This is a genomic window from Terriglobia bacterium (genome assembly GCA_020072645.1).
In the GTDB taxonomy this organism is placed as follows: Bacteria; Acidobacteriota; Terriglobia; order Terriglobales; family Acidobacteriaceae; genus Angelobacter.
Window position 1 is genome coordinate 13,935 of record JAIQGK010000027.1, and the last position, 16,992, is coordinate 30,926.

A 16,992-nucleotide genomic window follows, 5' to 3' on the forward strand; every position below is an offset into this window, starting at 1 on the left:
AGTCTCCTACGGCAACTTCCCTGAACGAAGCCGTCGCCAGACCACGACGCGCGATATGGCGCTTCGGCTGATATCTGGTCCGTTGCAACTGCCCTACCTCGTTACAATTTCACTCATCCATGATCTGGCCCCTGCGCACCATCAACTGTCAGAGATTACATAACCCTTCAAATCCTGCAAACATCATTCTGTCGGCGTGTTTTTTTGATCGCGGGTTGTCGGTTTATCGTCACACCATCACGCAACTTGTGATTCGGCGCCTACCTGTTTGGGCGGCTCGCCAGCGTCACGCATGCCCAGCCAACGAAGGATTGCCATTGCGGGACACCAGTTGGTAATCCCGGACTGGAACAGGTTCAACCCCACAAATGCCGTGAACAAGAACCAATAAGCGGATACCCAGTAGCCAAGTGCGAGCGAGATCAACACAAATGTGCCCGACATTAATCTGAGAGTGCGTTCAACTGTCATTGCTATACCTCCATCGTCATGCAACTGTTTCAGCCACGTTCTCCGGCGCATCAACGTGCGGTGGAATTGCATGTTCGTGCCGGCGTTCACTCAGGTAGTAGAGCACCGGCACCGCCATGCGCGAGAGAAACGTAGAAGCCACTTCACCGGCCATCAGCGAGATGGCCAGACCTTGAAATATCGGATCAAACAGAATCACGCTCGCGCCCACCACAACCGCCGCCGCCGTCAGCAGCATAGGACGGAAACGTATGGCGCCGGCATCGACAACGGCCTGAGCCAAGGGAACACCATGCGAGCGGCGCAACTCAATGAAATCAACCAGAATGATTGAATTGCGCACAATAATGCCGGCTCCGGCAATGAAACCGATCATGGAAGTCGCGGTAAAAAAAGCTCCCATCATGGCGTGCGCCGGAAGAATACCGACCAGTGTGAGAGGGATCGGCGCCATGATGACAAGCGGAGTCCGGAAGGACTTGAACCAGCCCACCACCAGCACATATATAAGGACCAGTACGGCCGCAAAGGCCAGCCCAAGATCGCGAAACACTTCAATCGTGATGTGCCACTCGCCGTCCCATTTCATTGAATAGTGTTCCGTTGATCCCGGTTGGACTGCGTTGTACCGCTGTACGGAATATCCGTCCGGGAGTTTCAGGCGATCAATGGCTTCATTCATTTTGAAGATCGCATAGACCGGACTCTCTTCCTCACCCGCCAAATCTCCTGTGACATAGACCACCGGCTGCATGTTTTTGCGGTAGGTGCTGCGGTCGATCGTTGTCTCAGTGGCTCGGGTTACCTCCCCGAGCGAAACTTGTCCTCCAGCAGCAGTGCTCAGCTTGATGTTTGATAGCTCATCAATCCCGGATCGATCTGAGCGCCCAAGACGGACCTCAATCGGAATATCTTCCCGGCTGGTTGAACTGTGAAGCAGACCGGCTTCGGCGCCGTGCAGGGCCACCTGAACAGCGCGCGTCACGTCAGCTGCCGAGACTCCATGTAGGGCCGCTTTATCAAGATCTACCTGTATGTTGTATTTTGGCTGCGGATCTTCCACGTACCAGTCAACGTCCACTACTCCAGCCGTGTGCTGAAAGATGTCCTTGATCTTTGCTGCCAGTGCCACTTGGCCGTTGTGATCGGGCCCATAAACCTCTGCTACCAGCGTCTGCAACACCGGTGGGCCTGGCGGGACCTCGCTCACCTTAATGCGGGCGCCGAACTGTTGAGCGATTTGTTGCAGCCCGGGACGCAACCGCCGGGCAATCTCATGACTCTGTGCGTTGCGATCATGCCGCGAGAGCAGGTTCACCTGGATATCCGCCTGGTTGGGCTGGCCGCGCAGGAAATAATGGCGCACGAGTCCGTTGAAGTTGTATGGACCCGCGGTCCCAGAGTAGATCTGATAATTCTCTACCTCGGGCTGCTTTCCCAGATAGCGCGCCAAATCCTGGGCTACGCGCGTGGTTTGTTCCAGCGTAGTACCGTCCGGCATATCCACAATCACCTGGAACTCACTTTTATTGTCAAAAGGCAGCATCTTGACATGCACGAGTTTGAACGGCACAAGAGCGCAGGCGGCCAGCAACAGCACGGCAATGCCGATAAAGAAAATCATGCGGCGTTTTCCGCTGGCAAGTAGCGGCTCCATCAGGCGGCGATAAAGGCGCGTCATCCAGCCTTCAGTCCCATGCGCCTGGGCAGAGCCTTGGTGGGAATAGTGGCGCAGCAATCGCAGGGCGGCCCACGGCGACACAATGAAAGCCACTGCGAGAGAAAAAAGCATCGCCGCCGATGCTCCTACGGGGATCGGTCGCATGTAAGGCCCCATCAATCCCCGGACAAACGCCATTGGCAAGATCGCGGCGATTACGGTAAACGTGGCAAGAATAGTGGGATTGCCGACTTCATCCACGGCCTCCACCGCTACCCGGGCCAGCGGCCTGCCAAAATTTTCCGGCAGCCGAAAATGACGCACAATGTTTTCCACTACAACAATGGCGTCGTCCACCAGAATGCCAATGCTGAAGATCAGCGCAAAGAGCGTAACGCGGTTGAGCGTGTACCCAAATAGATAAAAGATGGCGAGCGTAAGGGCCAGCGTTACGGGAATCGCGACAAGAACGACTCCAGATTCGCGCCAGCCCAGCGCAAGTGCGATCAGCAATGTGACGGACAAGGTGGCCAGCAGCAAGTGCTTGAGCAACTCATCAGACTTGTCTTTGGCCGTCTCACCGTAGTTGCGCGTGACGGTAAGGTTCAGGTCTGCTGGAATCGTGTTGCCGCGCAGTTCTTCCAAACGCTTGAGAACGCCCTGCGCCACGATGGTGGCATTCGTGCCTTTGCGCTTGGCCACGGTGATGGTTACAGCAGGAAATTCGCCGCCTGTCTGCGCGCTTCCCGACTCCTGCGTCGCGTGGGATGTGCCTGCGCCATTGCCGAACAGCACATAGTCTGCCGGCTCGGCCGGACCATCCTCAATTCTCTGGACCACATCTCTCAGGTACACAGGACGACCGCTGTGAACGCCTACCACAACCAGCTGCAAATCTTCCGCGCGGGTAAAGAAGTTTCCTGCTTCTACCTGAAACTCACGATTATTGTGCGCAAAACTGCCGGCGCTCTCGCGCGAATTTGCAGACTGCAATTGGCTCACAACCTGACCTGGCGTTAAGGCATATCCCGCGAGCTTGCTCGTATCCAGGACCACGCGAACGGATCGCCTTTGCCCTCCGATAATGTTGGTTTCTGAAACGTCATTTACCTGCTGGATAGTGTGCTCGAGTTCTGCGGCGATCTGGCGTAGTTGAAACGGATCGTACTTCGCGCCAGATCTCAATCCCCAGAGTGTCAGGGCCAGAATGGGAACGTTGTCAATGGAGCGGACCTTAATGATGGGTTGCGACACCCCCGGCGGAATACTGTCAAAGTTCGAATACAGTTTGTTGTATGTCTTGACGATTGCGTCTTCTTCCGTGGTGCCCACATAGAAGCGAACGATCACCACGCTCATGCCGGGATGAGAAATCGAATACAAGTATTCAACGCCCGGAATCTCACGCAGCAGCTTCTCCATGGGGATGCTGACGCGCTGCTCCACCTCCTGCGGAGAAGCCCCGGGCATCTGCACCATTACGTCCAGCATGGGCACAACAATCTGGGGCTCTTCTTCGCGCGGCGTGAGCCAGATGGCCGCCGCTCCTAGAAGCAGGGCGGCGGTAATGGCAAGCGGCGTCAACTTCGATTCAATGAAGGTGAGCGCGATCCGCCCCGCCATGCGAAGACCATTCATCACCGCGCCTCAATTCTCTTTCCCGCCAGATCGCGTCCCTCAGGATCAGAAACCACTTTTTCTCCTGGGTTGAGTCCAGACAGAATCTCTATGTCTGCTGCCCGTGCTTTGCCCAGCGTGACATACCGAAGAGCAGCAACATTATTGTCATCGACGGCATAGACGCTTTGAAGCTGGCCGTGTTCCAGCACAGCGGTATGCGGAATGAAGATGGCTTTCCTTTGTCCACGCGTGAATTCAGCGTGGCCAAACTGTCCTGAGCGCAGGCTTGCGTTTGCGGGCAACTCAAGTTTGGCGACAAAGCTACGGCTTGCGGGATCAGCGGCTGGAACTATCTGTACTACTTTGCCGGTCATCGGCGTTCCCTGATATGCATCGAGCAAAACAGGAACAGACACTCCGAGCCACACATACTTAAGATCGTTTTCGTTGACGTTGACTTCCAGCCGGTAACGCCCCGCTGACTCTATGGTCAGCAGCGGCAAGCCGGGCGAAGCCAGAGCACCAGGATCGATCCGCCGCTCTGTAACCACGCCGTCGAATGGCGCTCGAACGCGCGCGCGATCCAGCAAGATAGTTGCCTGTTGCAAGCCTGCAGCTGCCTGAGCGCGAGCGGCGACTGCGGAATCGCGCCGGGCCGTCGCGGATTGCACGCGTGTTTTAATCTCATCAAACTCTTGCGGACTGATCGACTTCTCTTCATGCAGCTTGTTCAAACGTGCGAATGTGGACTGGGCCAAAGTAAGATCGGATTCTGCCAGTGCTACTTCGTGATCGGCAGCGGTTATAGCCGCTTGCGCCTGTTCCAACCCTGCTCGCGGCTGCACATCCTCGATCGTAAGGAGTGTTTCGCCCTGCTTTACGCTATCGCCTTCTTGGACTTTGACCGACGTCACGCGCCCCATAATCTCCGCCGAAATCGGAGCAGTTCGTAAGGCGCGCACCGTTCCGACAACTTCAAATAGGTCCTGTGTAGGCCGCTCTTGCACCTGCGTTAAGGTGAGACCGCGCGCGGTCTCAGGCGTTTTGGCCACAACCGTGCGGTCAGCGCTGCATCCGGCAATTCCCAGCGGGACCGCCAGGAATACGATTAGAAGTAGTTTTGCAGATTTCATGGCGTCACCACCGGCGATTGAGAATTGAGTGAGCCTGTCGCCAACTCCAGCGAGGCGTAGCTGACAATGTAGTGGTAGACGGCTTGCCAATAATTGGTGCGCGCATTGCTCGCCGCATCTTCAGCACGAAGCACGTCTGTGATGGTGTTCATTCCAGCGCGATAGCGATTGGTCACGATTCGCAGGCCTTCCTCCGTCTGGGTAGTCGCTGCTTTTGTTACAGAGAGCATCTGCTGTGCGCTGTCGTAGTCGTAATAGGAGCGGCGAACATCAAGACGTATCCCGTCTTCTGCGCTCTGCTTCAGGGCCTGCATCCGCTCGACGTTGGCTCGCGCCCGGTCCACCGAAGCTGCCTTTTGGCCGCCGGAGAAAATATCGAACTGCAATTCAGCGCCAGCCGCCCAGTTGTTGCTGCCATTGCTGAAAGGAGAAACGTTGTTTAACTCTGAAGTGGCGAACACATTGATGCGCGGCCCATAGGAGCCCCGCGCCGCCTGAAGCCCGGCATCGTTCGCTCTCATGATTGCCGTGACTTCTTTTAAGTCAGAGCGCTGTTTGAGGGCGAGGGCATCCGATTCGGTCAATGACACCGCAGGCAGCGTGCGTTCTGCCAGTTCGGAGGTCAGTCGATAACTGTGATCGGCAACAACTCCCATCGCCACTTCGAGCTCCGCGGCCGCCAAGGCCAGTGCGTTGCGCGCGCGTACAAGTTCCTGCTGGCGGGAGGCAACATCTACCTGGGCTACGAGATAATCCGATTCGACCGTTGTGCCAGCTTCAAAGCGGGCGCGGCTTTGATCTGCAACTGCTTGTGCCGTGCCGGCGGCGTGTTCAGCAAGTTCGACCTGCCGCTTAGCAAAGAGTACTCCATAATATGACTGGATCACGCGATACAAAATCATCTGATCTGCCCTTGCCAGCCGCTCCGCGGACGCAGTTTTCAGCTCCCGTGCTTTGCGCGCGTTGAAAGTGGTGGAGAAGGAATCAAAAATATTCCACTGGCCCCCGAAGCGGGTTGCGAAATTCCCAATCGGCTTGGGATTGTTGAGTTGGTTGAGCGCAAAATCAGCGGCGGAGAATCTTGACTGGCGGAGCCTGGTCCCGAACACGTACACGGGATCGTTGCTGCGTATGGCAGCTTCAGAAAAAGTAATTCGCGGAAAAAAGAAAGACTGTGCTTCTTTCACGTCAGCTTTGGCGGCATGTGTCTCAGCCAGGGCTGCCTTGTGTTGTGGATTGCGTTCCAGAGCGATGGCAACGGCCTGCTGCAGTGATAAAGGCTCTTCCTGTTGAGCGACGGCCGCCACCGTTAGTCCCAACACAATCATCGCGACAATGAAACTTCTTCTCATGAGCCTGCCCCGCCGTGCTGTGCTTTCTTTTTCTTTCCGCTCCGTCTTACTTCTTGCGGAAGGAGCCTGCCACATATCGATATTGAACCTGGCTTGCAACCGGTCATGCTGGAAGGCTCCATTTCTTGATGACGATAGTTTGCAGATGAAAAAAGGGAATGCGTCCTGCGACGCACTCCTCTTGTCCATTTAGCGGCATGTGCCGGCCGGCCAGCTCGGCATTCCTTTGTCATCTCGTAGCGTCACGGTTTTGCCGCTGCTGGTAATCTGGCGGGCCACGAACATCTCCCCGCGTCTGGTATTTGTCTTGGCTCCTACAATTTGGACCTGGTCGCCTTTCTTTAACTCAAGCTTCTGATCGGCCAGAAACTTTGTTGGGCCAAGGGCGACTTCGGTGTTTCCTTTGTCGGTCTTCACCGTGAGGTGCGTTCCCGACTGACACATGGAATCGAGCGTCTGGACTTCTTCGATGGTCCCGGTAATCGTGGTTTCGGCACTCGGGTCATAACGAAACATGGGGCCTTGCCCCTTGCCTCGAGTTTGCGCCAGGGCAACAGTCGCCACCAGCGCCAGTAATAACAACAATGACTTTCTTTTCATAACTGCCTCCTTCGTGAAAACTGCGAAACGGCAACGTATCTTCATTGCGCCTCCAGCCGTCGGTTATTGCAATCAAATAGTTCCCGGTCAAAACCTAACTTTCTAAGGGCTGCTTTTAGATCTTGCTCGTCTCCTTGGCGGAGGGAGCATCCCATTCCGCTAATTGCGCCCTGGTTTGCTGAACAGCGCTATGGCAGATCAATGCGCAGAGCTTGAAGACCACCGGATCAGCAATGCTGTAACAGACGTTGAGTCCCTCTCGCCTGCGGTTCACCAGACCTTCCTGACAAAGCGCCTTGAGGTGCTTGGAAATATTGGGCTGGCTAGCCTCCAGAAGATCGACAATTTCTCCAACTGGTTTTTCTCCGCCCTCCAGCGCCTGAAGAATCCGCAATCGCATTGGCTCTCCCAGCGCTCGAAACCGCTTTGCAACCAGCTCGGTCATGGTGTCATTTAACATTTGCGACATCCGCATGCTCATATGACCATGCAGGCATCTTCAATTACATTCCAATAATCAGGGGATGGCTGTGACTGCCGTCACATGAGGAAACTGAGTAAGGACCGTCAAGGCATGAATGCAGCATTCGCCACAAGATTGGATCGATTGTGTTGCGCGGATCAACCAGGTTGGAAATGCGGATTTAAGCTAGAGACCGAAAAGTTCGCGGAGGCGTTTGGTCTGGGCGCGGCTGACGGGGATTTCAGTTTGCTTGCGATCGTCCATGCGGAGCTGGTATGAGCTCTTGAACCACGGCACAACTTCTTTGATCCGATTGATGTTGACCACAAAAGAACGATGCGCGCGCCAAAACGTATCAGGGTCAAGACCTTCAAGTAATTCTTCAAGGGTGCGGCAGTTGGATTGCCCTTCAAGATTCGTCGCCACGACGCTGATGATCCCGTCTTCAATGGAGGCGAAGCAAAGGTCTTTCTGGTCGACCAAAAGGAGACGTCCAGCGCTGCGGAGAAGCACCTTGGAATTCTGCGGACGCTGCGATTCCAGAAGCTTGACCAGCGTGTCCAAGCGTTGCTGATCGGGCGGAACTCCCTGAACTTTCTTGCGGGCTTTCTCTACCGCGGCAGTGACGCGTTTCTTATCAAAAGGTTTAAGAATATAGTCAACCGCATTGACTTCAAAGGCCTTAACGGCATACTGATCAAAGGCCGTGGCGAAGACAATTTGCGGAAGAGCCACTTTTTTGTCGATTAGCTTTTTTAGGACTCCGAATCCATCCAGCCCCGGCATTTGCACGTCAAGAAAAAGTAAGTCTGGGGAAAACTCCTTGACCAGGTTCACGGCTTCAATGCCATTGTGGCCTTGCGCCACCACCGTAACGTCGTCAATGGACTTAAGCAAATAGCTCAACTCTTCCCGCGCGAGCTGTTCGTCATCAACGATTAAAACAGAGAGAGCCAAGATTTATTTCTCCACCTTTAAGTATAAAAGCCGCGGCCCGCTGGCTCAACGATAACAGCATTGCGCGTCGGAGGCGGCTTCGCTAGCCGCCTAGCTATTTCGCTCGACAATAAAATCCGGAATCGACAGCAGCGCACGCTTGATCTCCGATAACGGGAAGGTGCAAATTGCTTTTCGTGCCAACTCAGCATGTTTGGCCGCTGCGTCATACGCATATGGGATGGACCCATATCGGTTCAGCATCTCAAGGATTTGCTCATGCTTCACGCTCACGAACGCGCGCTCTTCCAGCACGGTCTCCACCAGCTTGCGTTCTTCGATTGTGCAATGTTGCAGCGCATGGATCACCGCCATGGTGACCTTGCCTTCACGGAGATCGCTCGCCACCGGCTTGCCCAGCACTTCTTCTGAAGCAGTCAGGTCCAGCACGTCATCCACGATTTGAAAGGCCAAGCCGAGATTGCGTCCGTATTCGCCCAGGCCGCTCTCCTGCTCTTCCGTCGCGTTGCCGATCAGCGCTCCCAGCCGCGTGGACACAGAAAACAAACATGCTGTCTTGCGGAAGATCAAATCAAAATGCTCTTCCAGAGAGATGATCTTGCCCAGCTTTTCCATTTGCAGCAGCTCGCCCTCGACCATCTGCTGCGTCAAATCGATCAGCACGTCCAGCACGCGAAAATTGCGCTCCTGTACGGCAATCTTAAAGGCCTGCATGTAAAGCCAGTCCCCGGCCAGGACGCACTTTGAATTTCCCCACTTCGTGTTTGCCGCCGGACGACCGCGACGCGTTTTGGCTTCATCAATAATGTCGTCATGCACCAGCGTCGCCGTGTGCAGCATCTCCACAACCGCGCCCAGCTTGATGGCGCTGGTCTCTCCGTGGGGAAACAGCTTGGCCGCAAGCAACAACAACACCGGGCGTATCCGCTTGCCTCCACCTGCGCGCAGGTGCTCGCCGATATCGGTGATGGCGCGCACGCTTGAAACCGTATCGCGGCCAAACTCGCGCTCAATCGCCGCAAGGTCGTCACGCAACAGCTCAAAAACTTCTTTGGCAGTGGTTGTGGCCGGTGAACTCAAAGTGTCCTTTATTTAGTTCCTGTAATTCGTAAACTGCATATCAATGCCAAAGTCATGGCCGCGCAGCAGCGCAATGATTTCCTGCAGCGCATCGCGGTCCTTGCCGCTCACGCGCACCGTATCACCCTGGATAGAAGCCTGCACTTTCTTCTTTGAATCTTTGATCAGCTTCACAATCTCGCGCGCCTTCTCAATCGGGATTCCCTGCTGCATGGTGATCTTTTGCCGCACGCTTGAGCCAGCCGCCGGCTCCACCGTGCCATAGCTCAGAGCCTTGATCGGCACGCCGCGCTTGACCAGCTTGCTCTGCAAAATGTCAGTCACGGCCTTCAGCTTGTACTCATCGGCGGAAGAAAGCACCAGCGCTTCTTTGCCCTCAAGCTGAATGTCAGACTTTGAGTCTTTCAGGTCAAACCGCGTGTGGATCTCCTTGAGCGCGTTCTGAATCGCGTTGGAGACCTCCTGCAAATCCACTTTGCTAACGATGTCAAATGAGTTGTCCGCTGCCATGTCTCTAATAGCTTACCAGACCGACCACACTGAAACCATTGAGTTTACAAGGGACGATTCGGCAGAACGCGGCAAAAAGTAGCAGGAAACGCAAACCAGGCGCAAACGCTTTTGAAGGAGATTTAGCGATGTTCACCCGCGACACTAAAATTACCATGTGCGACGGCCACCCCGAGAAGATCGGCGATCTGGCCGACGCTGACGGACTTTCACCGACGGTCGCAACCAAAGGCAACGGCCAAGCTCAAGCTCAATTCTCAGTGGCACCGGGCGAATACGTTGAACTGAGCACCGAAAGCGGGCGCAAGATCAAATGCTCACCGCGCGCGAAGCTCATGCTGGCTGCTGGCGGCTTTGTTTACGCTGGCGAGTCGAACGGTGCCACGGTTGAAGGCATTGACGGACCCGAGAAACTGAACGGGCCTGAAGCTGAAGGCAAGACCGACGACTTGGTGAGCATCCGGCTTTCCTCAGTGCATACCGTCCTCGGCAATGGCTTCTGGTTCCTGGTGGACTAATGGCCGATCCGCAGGGCGGCGCGGTTACATTCGGTGAAGAAGATCTTGACGAGCAATCGCCGGTCACCTTTGGCGAGTCGGATATTTCCCAAGAACACCCACCCGCTGCAAAGAGCGCACAGCGGACGTCTCGCGCCGTCACCTTTGGCGAGCACGAAATAGATAAGCCCGTCACGTTCGGGGAAGAAGAGATATCCGGCAGTGATGCGCAGCGCTTCCCTTACGCGGACGCCGCTGGCAAGCTACATACCGCCAGCCATTCTCAGAGCGACGATGAAATCTGGAAAGATGTTCAGGCCGACAAAGCGAAATCGCTTCCCGCGAAAACTACACCGCTGGGTGGGAATCCTCTGGGGCCTGGCTCAGTCGGATACAAAACCCCTGCTCCTGCTCCGCCACGGCCACAGCTACGATTCACCGATGTTTGGTATCCGCGTGTAAGCACTGAAGCGCAAGCCGGGGCAGCGCGCACGTCGAGCCCTAGGGCTACGGCCAGTAAAGCAGCAGGGATGCCGGTGGCTGATGTGGCGGGCAAGCCACAAGAGCCGCAGGGCGAGGTTACTTATGATCGTGGCGGCCTTCCTCATCAAAATGAAGCCGTACCTGAAGCGGCTGGATGGAAAGACCCGCTACTCCATATCGCCACATTCCCCGAGCCGCTGGCGAGTGGACTGTCTGACATCTACCAAGCGTCACCCGGAGTCACTGGCTTGCGTCCTGCGCCATTGCCGCAACCGCACGAACCAAAGCCGCTGACGGTCCTCAAGAATGGCAAGTGGGTACGCAATCCGGAATTGGATGCTGCGCCTCCCGCGCCTGTCACCATTCCCGATACCGGGCGCGGCGATCCACACGTCCCAAGGACTCCGGAAGAGCAGTCTGCCTACGAGCGATACAAACAGCAATCGGTTCGCGGCGTGTCTGAAGTTGTGGACGCTGCAGGACGCGCGGGCATGGTCTTTGCTCCGGCGGCAGCCATAGAGTCGCCTATCGCAACAGGACTTGATCTCGCTGCTGGAACCGTACTCAGTCCTCTCGCTGGTAAGGCAGCGCACAAATTAGGCGCGACACCGGAAGAAGAGGACCTTGCGCGCACGCTGGCTTTCTTTATTCCGTCAGCGCGCATTGCGGCCCGTGGCATCGGGCTAAAGACAGCTAAGCTGGAATCTCCGCAAGGTGATTTCTCGGCGGCGGAAGCGTTGGGCGGGCGAGTGAAAGCAGGTATCGCCAGAACGCCGGATATGACTTCAGGACGAGTCAAGATCGGCGGCACACAGTTCGAGGTCAACGTCCCGCGCAATGGAGGCAGGGGTGCCGAGATGCCACCGGCAATTAGCGAGAATGTTCCAGTTAGCCCGAACGACACCCCAGGCACACAAACCGAATTGAGAACCGTCCCGGTCCCGAGCGGAGGAAGCAGTAGCCTCAATGTCTCAGTGCCCGTTGAGCGCACGATCACGCCGCAAGCGGTAACTTCAGCAGCCAAGACCCACAGAGACGCGGTTAACGCGATGGTCCAGGCGAACGCAACCGAGACCATAGCAAAGAACGTGGTCGCCGGAAGGCCAGCCGTGCCGCCAGCGCCCGCGCTACCGCCGACACCAAGCCAGCAATTTGGTAACAAGTTGGACGGATCACACATCGCCGCGATGGCCCAGGTGATTGCCTCTCACCCACCCGCACAGCGCGATGCGTTGATTGACGAAGCACACAGTAACCTCAGCCGTTGGATCAGCGACAACGGCAAGGTGTTCATTGACGGGAAAATTCACATCGTCCGGAATCCGGACCAAGCCGATGTGCTGGCGGCAAAGTTGGTCAATGAGGCAGTCGCAAAGCACGATAGAGCCACATCATCAGCCGCGCAGCAGCCAGCCCAGGAATCAACCTCTGCGCCTGCGCCAGTTCCGGCGCCAGTGCCAGCGCAACCGATGCAGCAATTCCTCAGAACAACCAGGCCAACACCGAAGCCGGCCGCAACGTCACCGGTATCCGTGGGCCAGCAGCCCACTACCCAAAATCTTACCGGGAATGAGGGAAGCCGCGGCGAGGTAATTCCGCCGAGCCCAGGACAGAGTGTCGCAAAGCCAGAGGCGCGGGATGTTGTAGCTACCGGCGAAAAGCAAGCGCCAATCATCGAAGGCAATAATCCAAAGGAAATTCAGCAGTTCGCCGAGCAGGACATTCAGCCTGACCGCCGTACCAATCTAACCGAGCGCAAGCGCGTAGCCGACATGAATCCGGAAGAGATGGCGCGGGAGCTGCACACCTCACGGCTGGACAATGGCGATGGAACGCATACCGAAATGCCAATCCCGAACGGGCGCGCCTTCCATGATGCGCCGGCCTCGCCAGCCGTGGCCATGTCCGACTCTGACGGGCTGAAAGCGTTCAACGACAAGTTTGGCTACAAGGCCGGGAACGCGCTCCTGGTGGCCAAAGGCGAAGCAGCGAAAGAAGCCGGACTTGACGCTTACCATCAAAAGGGCGATGAATTTCTTTATCATGGCGAATCGCCGGAGCAGTTGAAAACTGGACTAGAGAAGGCCCGGGAGATATTAAAGAACCGTACTATTTCCGTGGAACAACCGGATGGCAAGGTACTAAAATTCAAGGGAGCAGATTTCTCTTATGGCACAGGAACCGATCTCGCAGGAGCAGAAAAAGGACTCCACGCCCACAAGGAATCCAGAGAAGCCAGCGGAGAACGAAAACGTGGGGAGCTTCGAAGCATTACTCAGGTTGGATCCGAACCAGGTAAAGAAGATCACGGTGGAACCCAAAAAACCGCCGCAGAAGTAGCGCCGCAGACCTTCCACAAATCAGAGATCGAGCACGAACTTCCGGAGGGCGTACCCGCGAAAGGCCAGGCTGGGCGCGTTCCCGTCGACAAACTGGTTCTCGAACCCAAGCGTTTCCAGTACAAAATGAACGTCAACGAGAAGGGCGTCACTAACCTGCTCAGCGGCAGGCGGTGGAACGATGAACTAGCCGGCGTCGTCTCGGTGTGGCGTGATCCCAAAGACGGAAAGCTGTACGTGGTCAACGGGCATCACCGCGTCCATCTGGCTAAAGAGAACCATGTTCCTGATCTCTTAGTGCGTCACCTGAATGTCGATACAGCGGAAGAAGCGCGCTCCCGCGGTGCCCTGCAGAATATAGCTGAAGGCCGGGGAACCGCGGTCGACGCGGCGAAATTCTTCCGCGATACCGGCATGGGACCCGAGCAGTTGGACAAGCAAGGCATTTCCCTTGGTGAAGCCACGGCCGCAAATGGACTGGCGCTCTCCAAACTTGATCCGTCGATTTTCGAGAAGGTGGCCACGGGGAAGATGAGCGAGGGGCGCGGCGTTGCCATCGGTCAGGCAACGGATGATCCAGCCCATCAGGAAGCAATCGTAAAACTGCTGGACAAGCGCGAGGCCCAAGGGAAGAACGTCACCGAGGCCACTGTCGCGGAGCTGGCCCGATTCGTAGCTAGTTCCGGAAACCGCACAGTTGAGCAGGGCGGGTTATTTGGGGCGAACCAGCAGATCCACTCGCTGGCTCTGGAGAAGGCCGAGATTTCCGCGTACATCAAGCAGCAGATCGCCAAAGAGCGCCGGGTGTTTAGCGCCGTTTCCAGTGAGAGCAAGGCGCAAGCACTGCAAACAATCGAAGGGCAGAGCATCAAGGCCAGCGAGAACCGCCAGGTAGCAGAGGCAGCGGCCCAGGCGGAAGAGGCTTACAATAAACTCAGCTCGTATGCTGGCCCGGTCAACGAGGCGCTTGATAATGCCGCCAGGGAGTTAGCCAGTGGATACCACAAACCGCAAGACATCAAATCCCGAGCCTACGCCACAGTCCGAGAGGAAATACGAAAAACTCTCTCCGGAGGCAATGACGCGAGTGCTGGACGACTTCAAGGAAGGCCAGCGGTTGGAGCAGAGCCTAAAGAAGCCGACGTCCGGCAGCAAGGTTCAGTAAGCCCCGGCAACGCACCCGCACTGCCACAGAAGGGCGACACGGTAACGCTCAAGGGCGGCCAGGTCGGAACCGTCAAGTATGTTGATCCGCAGATGGGCGTCGTGCGCATCCAGCTTGCCAGCGGCGAAACAAAGACCTTCCCGCTGCGTGACGTGGTTACATCTGGCAATCGCTCAGGGGAGGCAGGCTTTGCCAGAATGGACGTGCCCAGCACCTTAGCGAAGGCAGCGCTCCGGCGACTGCTCGAACCGTCTGACGAAACCAAAATAGCGCGGTCGGTGGACGACAGGCTATTTGATCTTGAAAAGCACTATGAAGCCGACGTGCTGCGCGCCAAGAAACTGCTGGAATCGATCACGACCACGCCGGCGGATCAAGAAGCGATTTATCACCACATCGAAGACCCGAGCTCGCCGGTCACGCCATCGCAACAGCGCTTCATAGACGAGTACATAAATCCACTGAACGATGCCAGCAGGCAGATGCGGGCCACCCTGAACGGCCTGGGCGTCCCTGTTGGGGAAGCACCGCCGGGATATATCCACCGGATCGTACAGGGACGCGCCAGCCAGCTAGGACGGGCCACGGCGGGCAAGAAAGGCACCGGCAAGGGGAATGTTCTCTCCAAGCATGCCAGCTCGCTACAGCGGCGCCAGATGTTTGCAGCAGAGAGGACAGGCAACGAGCAGTTACCTCTATCCGACGAACAGCGAGGGCCAAACCGAATTGTGGTCCACCGCGGCGACGGCAAGATCACAGGATTTCAGGATGGTGAAGGGTTTGAGTTTGCCAAAGATAAGCCTGGGCTCAATGTTGGCGACACGTTCAAAGACAAAGACGGCGACGAATGGACTCTCACGCAGGCGACGACGAAGGAAATAGAGCAGCACACAAATCTTCGGTATTACAAGAACGCGCTGGCGACTTCCATAGCTGACTACCTGCAGCTCCGCCGGGCTGAGCGCGCCGTCGACGCGCTGGAAGCCATGAAGGAAGATCCCGAGTTTCAGCGCATGGCGTTCAAGAGCAACCACGGCGACATGCCTCCCGAGGGCTGGCGTCCGACAACGCTTCCTCAGTTCATGGGCTGGTCATTTGAACCGCGGACGGCCGAGGTTTTGGAACGCTACGCGCGGCAGATGCACGGCGAACCATACACGGTGCTGGACCGGATCGGGAACTTTATGACGGCCAGCCTCTTGTTGAATCCAGTACGGCACATTTTCAACATCGCAAATCATTGGCTCGTAGAGCGCGGAGTGTCCGGCAACTTCAACCCCTTGGCCTGGCCGAAAGCTGCTCAAGCCGGCATCCGGGCGATTAAGGCGGTGACGACACAGAACGAGGATTTCCTTGACGCTCTCGACCAGGGCGCGCCGATGATGAGCCACCGGCAGGACCTTCAGCAGTTGCACCAGAAGCTTTACGAATTACTGCTGGAACATCTTGAGAGTGACCACACAGACCGGGAGAAGATCGCGCAATTTGTTGGACTGGAACCTAAGAACGCCCGAGACCATGGGCTGCTTTCGAACGCGGCGCGCATCAGCGGCTTCCGCTTGCTCGATAACATGCGGCTTTATGGCCAGCGCACCATGTGGATGTCGAACGATATTTTCATGCTGCAATCGGCCTATGAAAAACAGCTTCGAGATCCGAACCTGAGTTTCAAAGACGCTATGGCCCAGGTTGCCAAGCACATCCCTGATTACCGCGTTCCCGATCGCGTGATGAACAGCAAGCGACTCAGCGACGTAATGCGCCATCCCCTCTTAACGATCTTCAGCCGCTATCACTATGGCGTGTGGAAGTCTTACGGCCAGATGCTGCGCGAGACGTTTTCCCCTGATTCCTCCCTGAAGGATCGCGCGCGCGGCATTGACCACATGTTCATGCTGGGGCTGGTTACGTTCGTGCTTTACGAATTGTGGGATCACGTTCTCAAGTCCGCCACCGGCGACAAGAACGCGCGCATGGTTCGCTCCGGCGCTTCGGCTGTGCCGTCGGCAATCCAGCAGGTAGTCAAGGGACAAAGAGAACCGGGCGACCTGGTGACCGCTTCGCTCACACCGAACCCACTGCTCAAGACCGGCGCGGAAATAGCGCTCAACCGGGACTCTTATACCGGAAGCAAGGTTTACGACGAACACGATTCGGGCCTGAACATCCTCAGCGATATCGGTATGCACGCGGTGGCCCCACTCGGGCCAGTGCAGCAGGTCAAGAACGCCAGCCACCAGGACCAACCGACGCGCAATTTCCTGCTCTCTCAGGGTGGCATTACCTTCCCGAAATACGAATCACAGACACCGGCGCAAAAGCTGATGCACGACATCATGCGCGACAACCTATCAATCACCCCAGAGCTGCGGCGCGAGTTGCAGGACCGGCGAGATCGTATCGCCCGCGGAGAGATGAGCCAGAAGGAACGCAAGAGCCAAATGAGGAAAGCGGCTTTAGATGAATTTCAGTTCTATCTTCCGCACCTGCGCTATTCCGAGATCAAGCAAGTGTTCCACGCGGGCACACCGGAAGAGAAAGAAATTATCCGTCCGATCATGCTGAAAAAGGCGGTTCAGATTATGCGCAGCAACCCCTTCGAGGGCCAGCGCGAGGGCGCGCTAGATGCGTTCAACGAGAAATGACGGCCACCGAGAAGCCG

At 56.5% G+C, this 16,992-nt stretch carries 11 protein-coding genes; 2 read left to right on the plus strand and 9 right to left on the minus strand.

Annotation, left to right across the window (positions count from 1 at the left end):
• Positions 1-237: 237 nt before the first annotated feature.
• The 9 genes from LAO76_26240 to LAO76_26280 all read right to left on the minus strand — a co-directional run bounded on the left by LAO76_26240 (position 238) and on the right by LAO76_26280 (position 9,846).
• The gene (locus LAO76_26240) at positions 238-471 is read right to left on the minus strand and encodes a DUF2892 domain-containing protein (GenBank protein MBZ5494439.1); all 234 of its coding nucleotides are present in this window, start codon (positions 469-471) and stop codon (positions 238-240) included.
• A gap of 16 nt (positions 472-487) precedes the next feature.
• Positions 488-3,769, minus strand: coding sequence for an efflux RND transporter permease subunit (locus LAO76_26245; protein MBZ5494440.1), 3,282 nt, complete (start codon positions 3,767-3,769; stop codon positions 488-490).
• Positions 3,769-4,884 carry an efflux RND transporter periplasmic adaptor subunit gene (locus LAO76_26250; protein ID MBZ5494441.1) on the minus strand — a complete coding sequence of 372 codons (1,116 nt, stop codon included), beginning with the start codon at positions 4,882-4,884 and terminating at the stop codon, positions 3,769-3,771. Before LAO76_26250 ends, LAO76_26245 begins: the two co-directional genes overlap by 1 nt.
• Positions 4,881-6,236 (minus strand): TolC family protein, encoded by a 1,356-nt coding sequence (locus LAO76_26255; GenBank protein MBZ5494442.1) that lies wholly within the window; start codon positions 6,234-6,236, stop codon positions 4,881-4,883. Before LAO76_26255 ends, LAO76_26250 begins: the two co-directional genes overlap by 4 nt.
• Positions 6,237-6,425: 189 nt before the next feature.
• Complete coding sequence (locus tag LAO76_26260) at positions 6,426-6,836, minus strand: hypothetical protein (protein MBZ5494443.1); 411 nt, start codon at positions 6,834-6,836, stop codon at positions 6,426-6,428.
• A 115-nt stretch (positions 6,837-6,951) separates the two neighbouring features.
• Entirely contained in the window at positions 6,952-7,305 is a 354-nt protein-coding gene (locus tag LAO76_26265) for a metalloregulator ArsR/SmtB family transcription factor (GenBank protein MBZ5494444.1), read from the minus strand.
• A gap of 180 nt (positions 7,306-7,485) precedes the next feature.
• Positions 7,486-8,256: a LytTR family DNA-binding domain-containing protein gene (locus tag LAO76_26270; GenBank protein ID MBZ5494445.1), complete on the minus strand. Its 771-nt coding sequence runs from the start codon at positions 8,254-8,256 to the stop codon at positions 7,486-7,488.
• Positions 8,257-8,346: 90 nt separating this feature from the next.
• Positions 8,347-9,336 carry a polyprenyl synthetase family protein gene (locus LAO76_26275; GenBank protein ID MBZ5494446.1) on the minus strand — a complete coding sequence of 330 codons (990 nt, stop codon included), beginning with the start codon at positions 9,334-9,336 and terminating at the stop codon, positions 8,347-8,349.
• Positions 9,337-9,348: 12 nt separating this feature from the next.
• Complete coding sequence (locus LAO76_26280) at positions 9,349-9,846, minus strand: YajQ family cyclic di-GMP-binding protein (protein MBZ5494447.1); 498 nt, start codon at positions 9,844-9,846, stop codon at positions 9,349-9,351.
• Between the two features lie 128 nt (positions 9,847-9,974).
• Here LAO76_26280 and LAO76_26285 point away from each other — a divergent pair, with 128 nt between their 5' ends.
• On the plus strand, positions 9,975-10,364 hold the full coding sequence (locus tag LAO76_26285) for a hypothetical protein (protein MBZ5494448.1): 390 nt from the start codon (positions 9,975-9,977) through the stop codon (positions 10,362-10,364).
• Positions 10,364-16,975, plus strand: a complete 6,612-nt coding sequence (locus tag LAO76_26290; protein ID MBZ5494449.1) for a hypothetical protein — start codon at positions 10,364-10,366, stop codon at positions 16,973-16,975. The genes LAO76_26285 and LAO76_26290 overlap by 1 nt, the downstream gene beginning before the upstream one ends.
• Positions 16,976-16,992: the final 17 nt, after the last annotated feature.

What these genes read in the sequence shown, in the direction of transcription:
- LAO76_26240 (MBZ5494439.1), bottom strand. Translation starts at nt 471, where the DNA reads ATGACAGTTGAACGCACTCTCAGATTAATGTCGGGCACATTTGTGTTG.
- LAO76_26245 (MBZ5494440.1), bottom strand. Translation starts at nt 3,769, where the DNA reads ATGAATGGTCTTCGCATGGCGGGGCGGATCGCGCTCACCTTCATTGAA.
- LAO76_26250 (MBZ5494441.1), bottom strand. Translation starts at nt 4,884, where the DNA reads ATGAAATCTGCAAAACTACTTCTAATCGTATTCCTGGCGGTCCCGCTG.
- LAO76_26255 (MBZ5494442.1), bottom strand. Translation starts at nt 6,236, where the DNA reads ATGAGAAGAAGTTTCATTGTCGCGATGATTGTGTTGGGACTAACGGTG.
- LAO76_26260 (MBZ5494443.1), bottom strand. Translation starts at nt 6,836, where the DNA reads ATGAAAAGAAAGTCATTGTTGTTATTACTGGCGCTGGTGGCGACTGTT.
- LAO76_26265 (MBZ5494444.1), bottom strand. Translation starts at nt 7,305, where the DNA reads ATGTCGCAAATGTTAAATGACACCATGACCGAGCTGGTTGCAAAGCGG.
- LAO76_26280 (MBZ5494447.1), bottom strand. Translation starts at nt 9,846, where the DNA reads ATGGCAGCGGACAACTCATTTGACATCGTTAGCAAAGTGGATTTGCAG.
- LAO76_26285 (MBZ5494448.1), top strand. Translation starts at nt 9,975, where the DNA reads ATGTTCACCCGCGACACTAAAATTACCATGTGCGACGGCCACCCCGAG.
- LAO76_26290 (MBZ5494449.1), top strand. Translation starts at nt 10,364, where the DNA reads ATGGCCGATCCGCAGGGCGGCGCGGTTACATTCGGTGAAGAAGATCTT.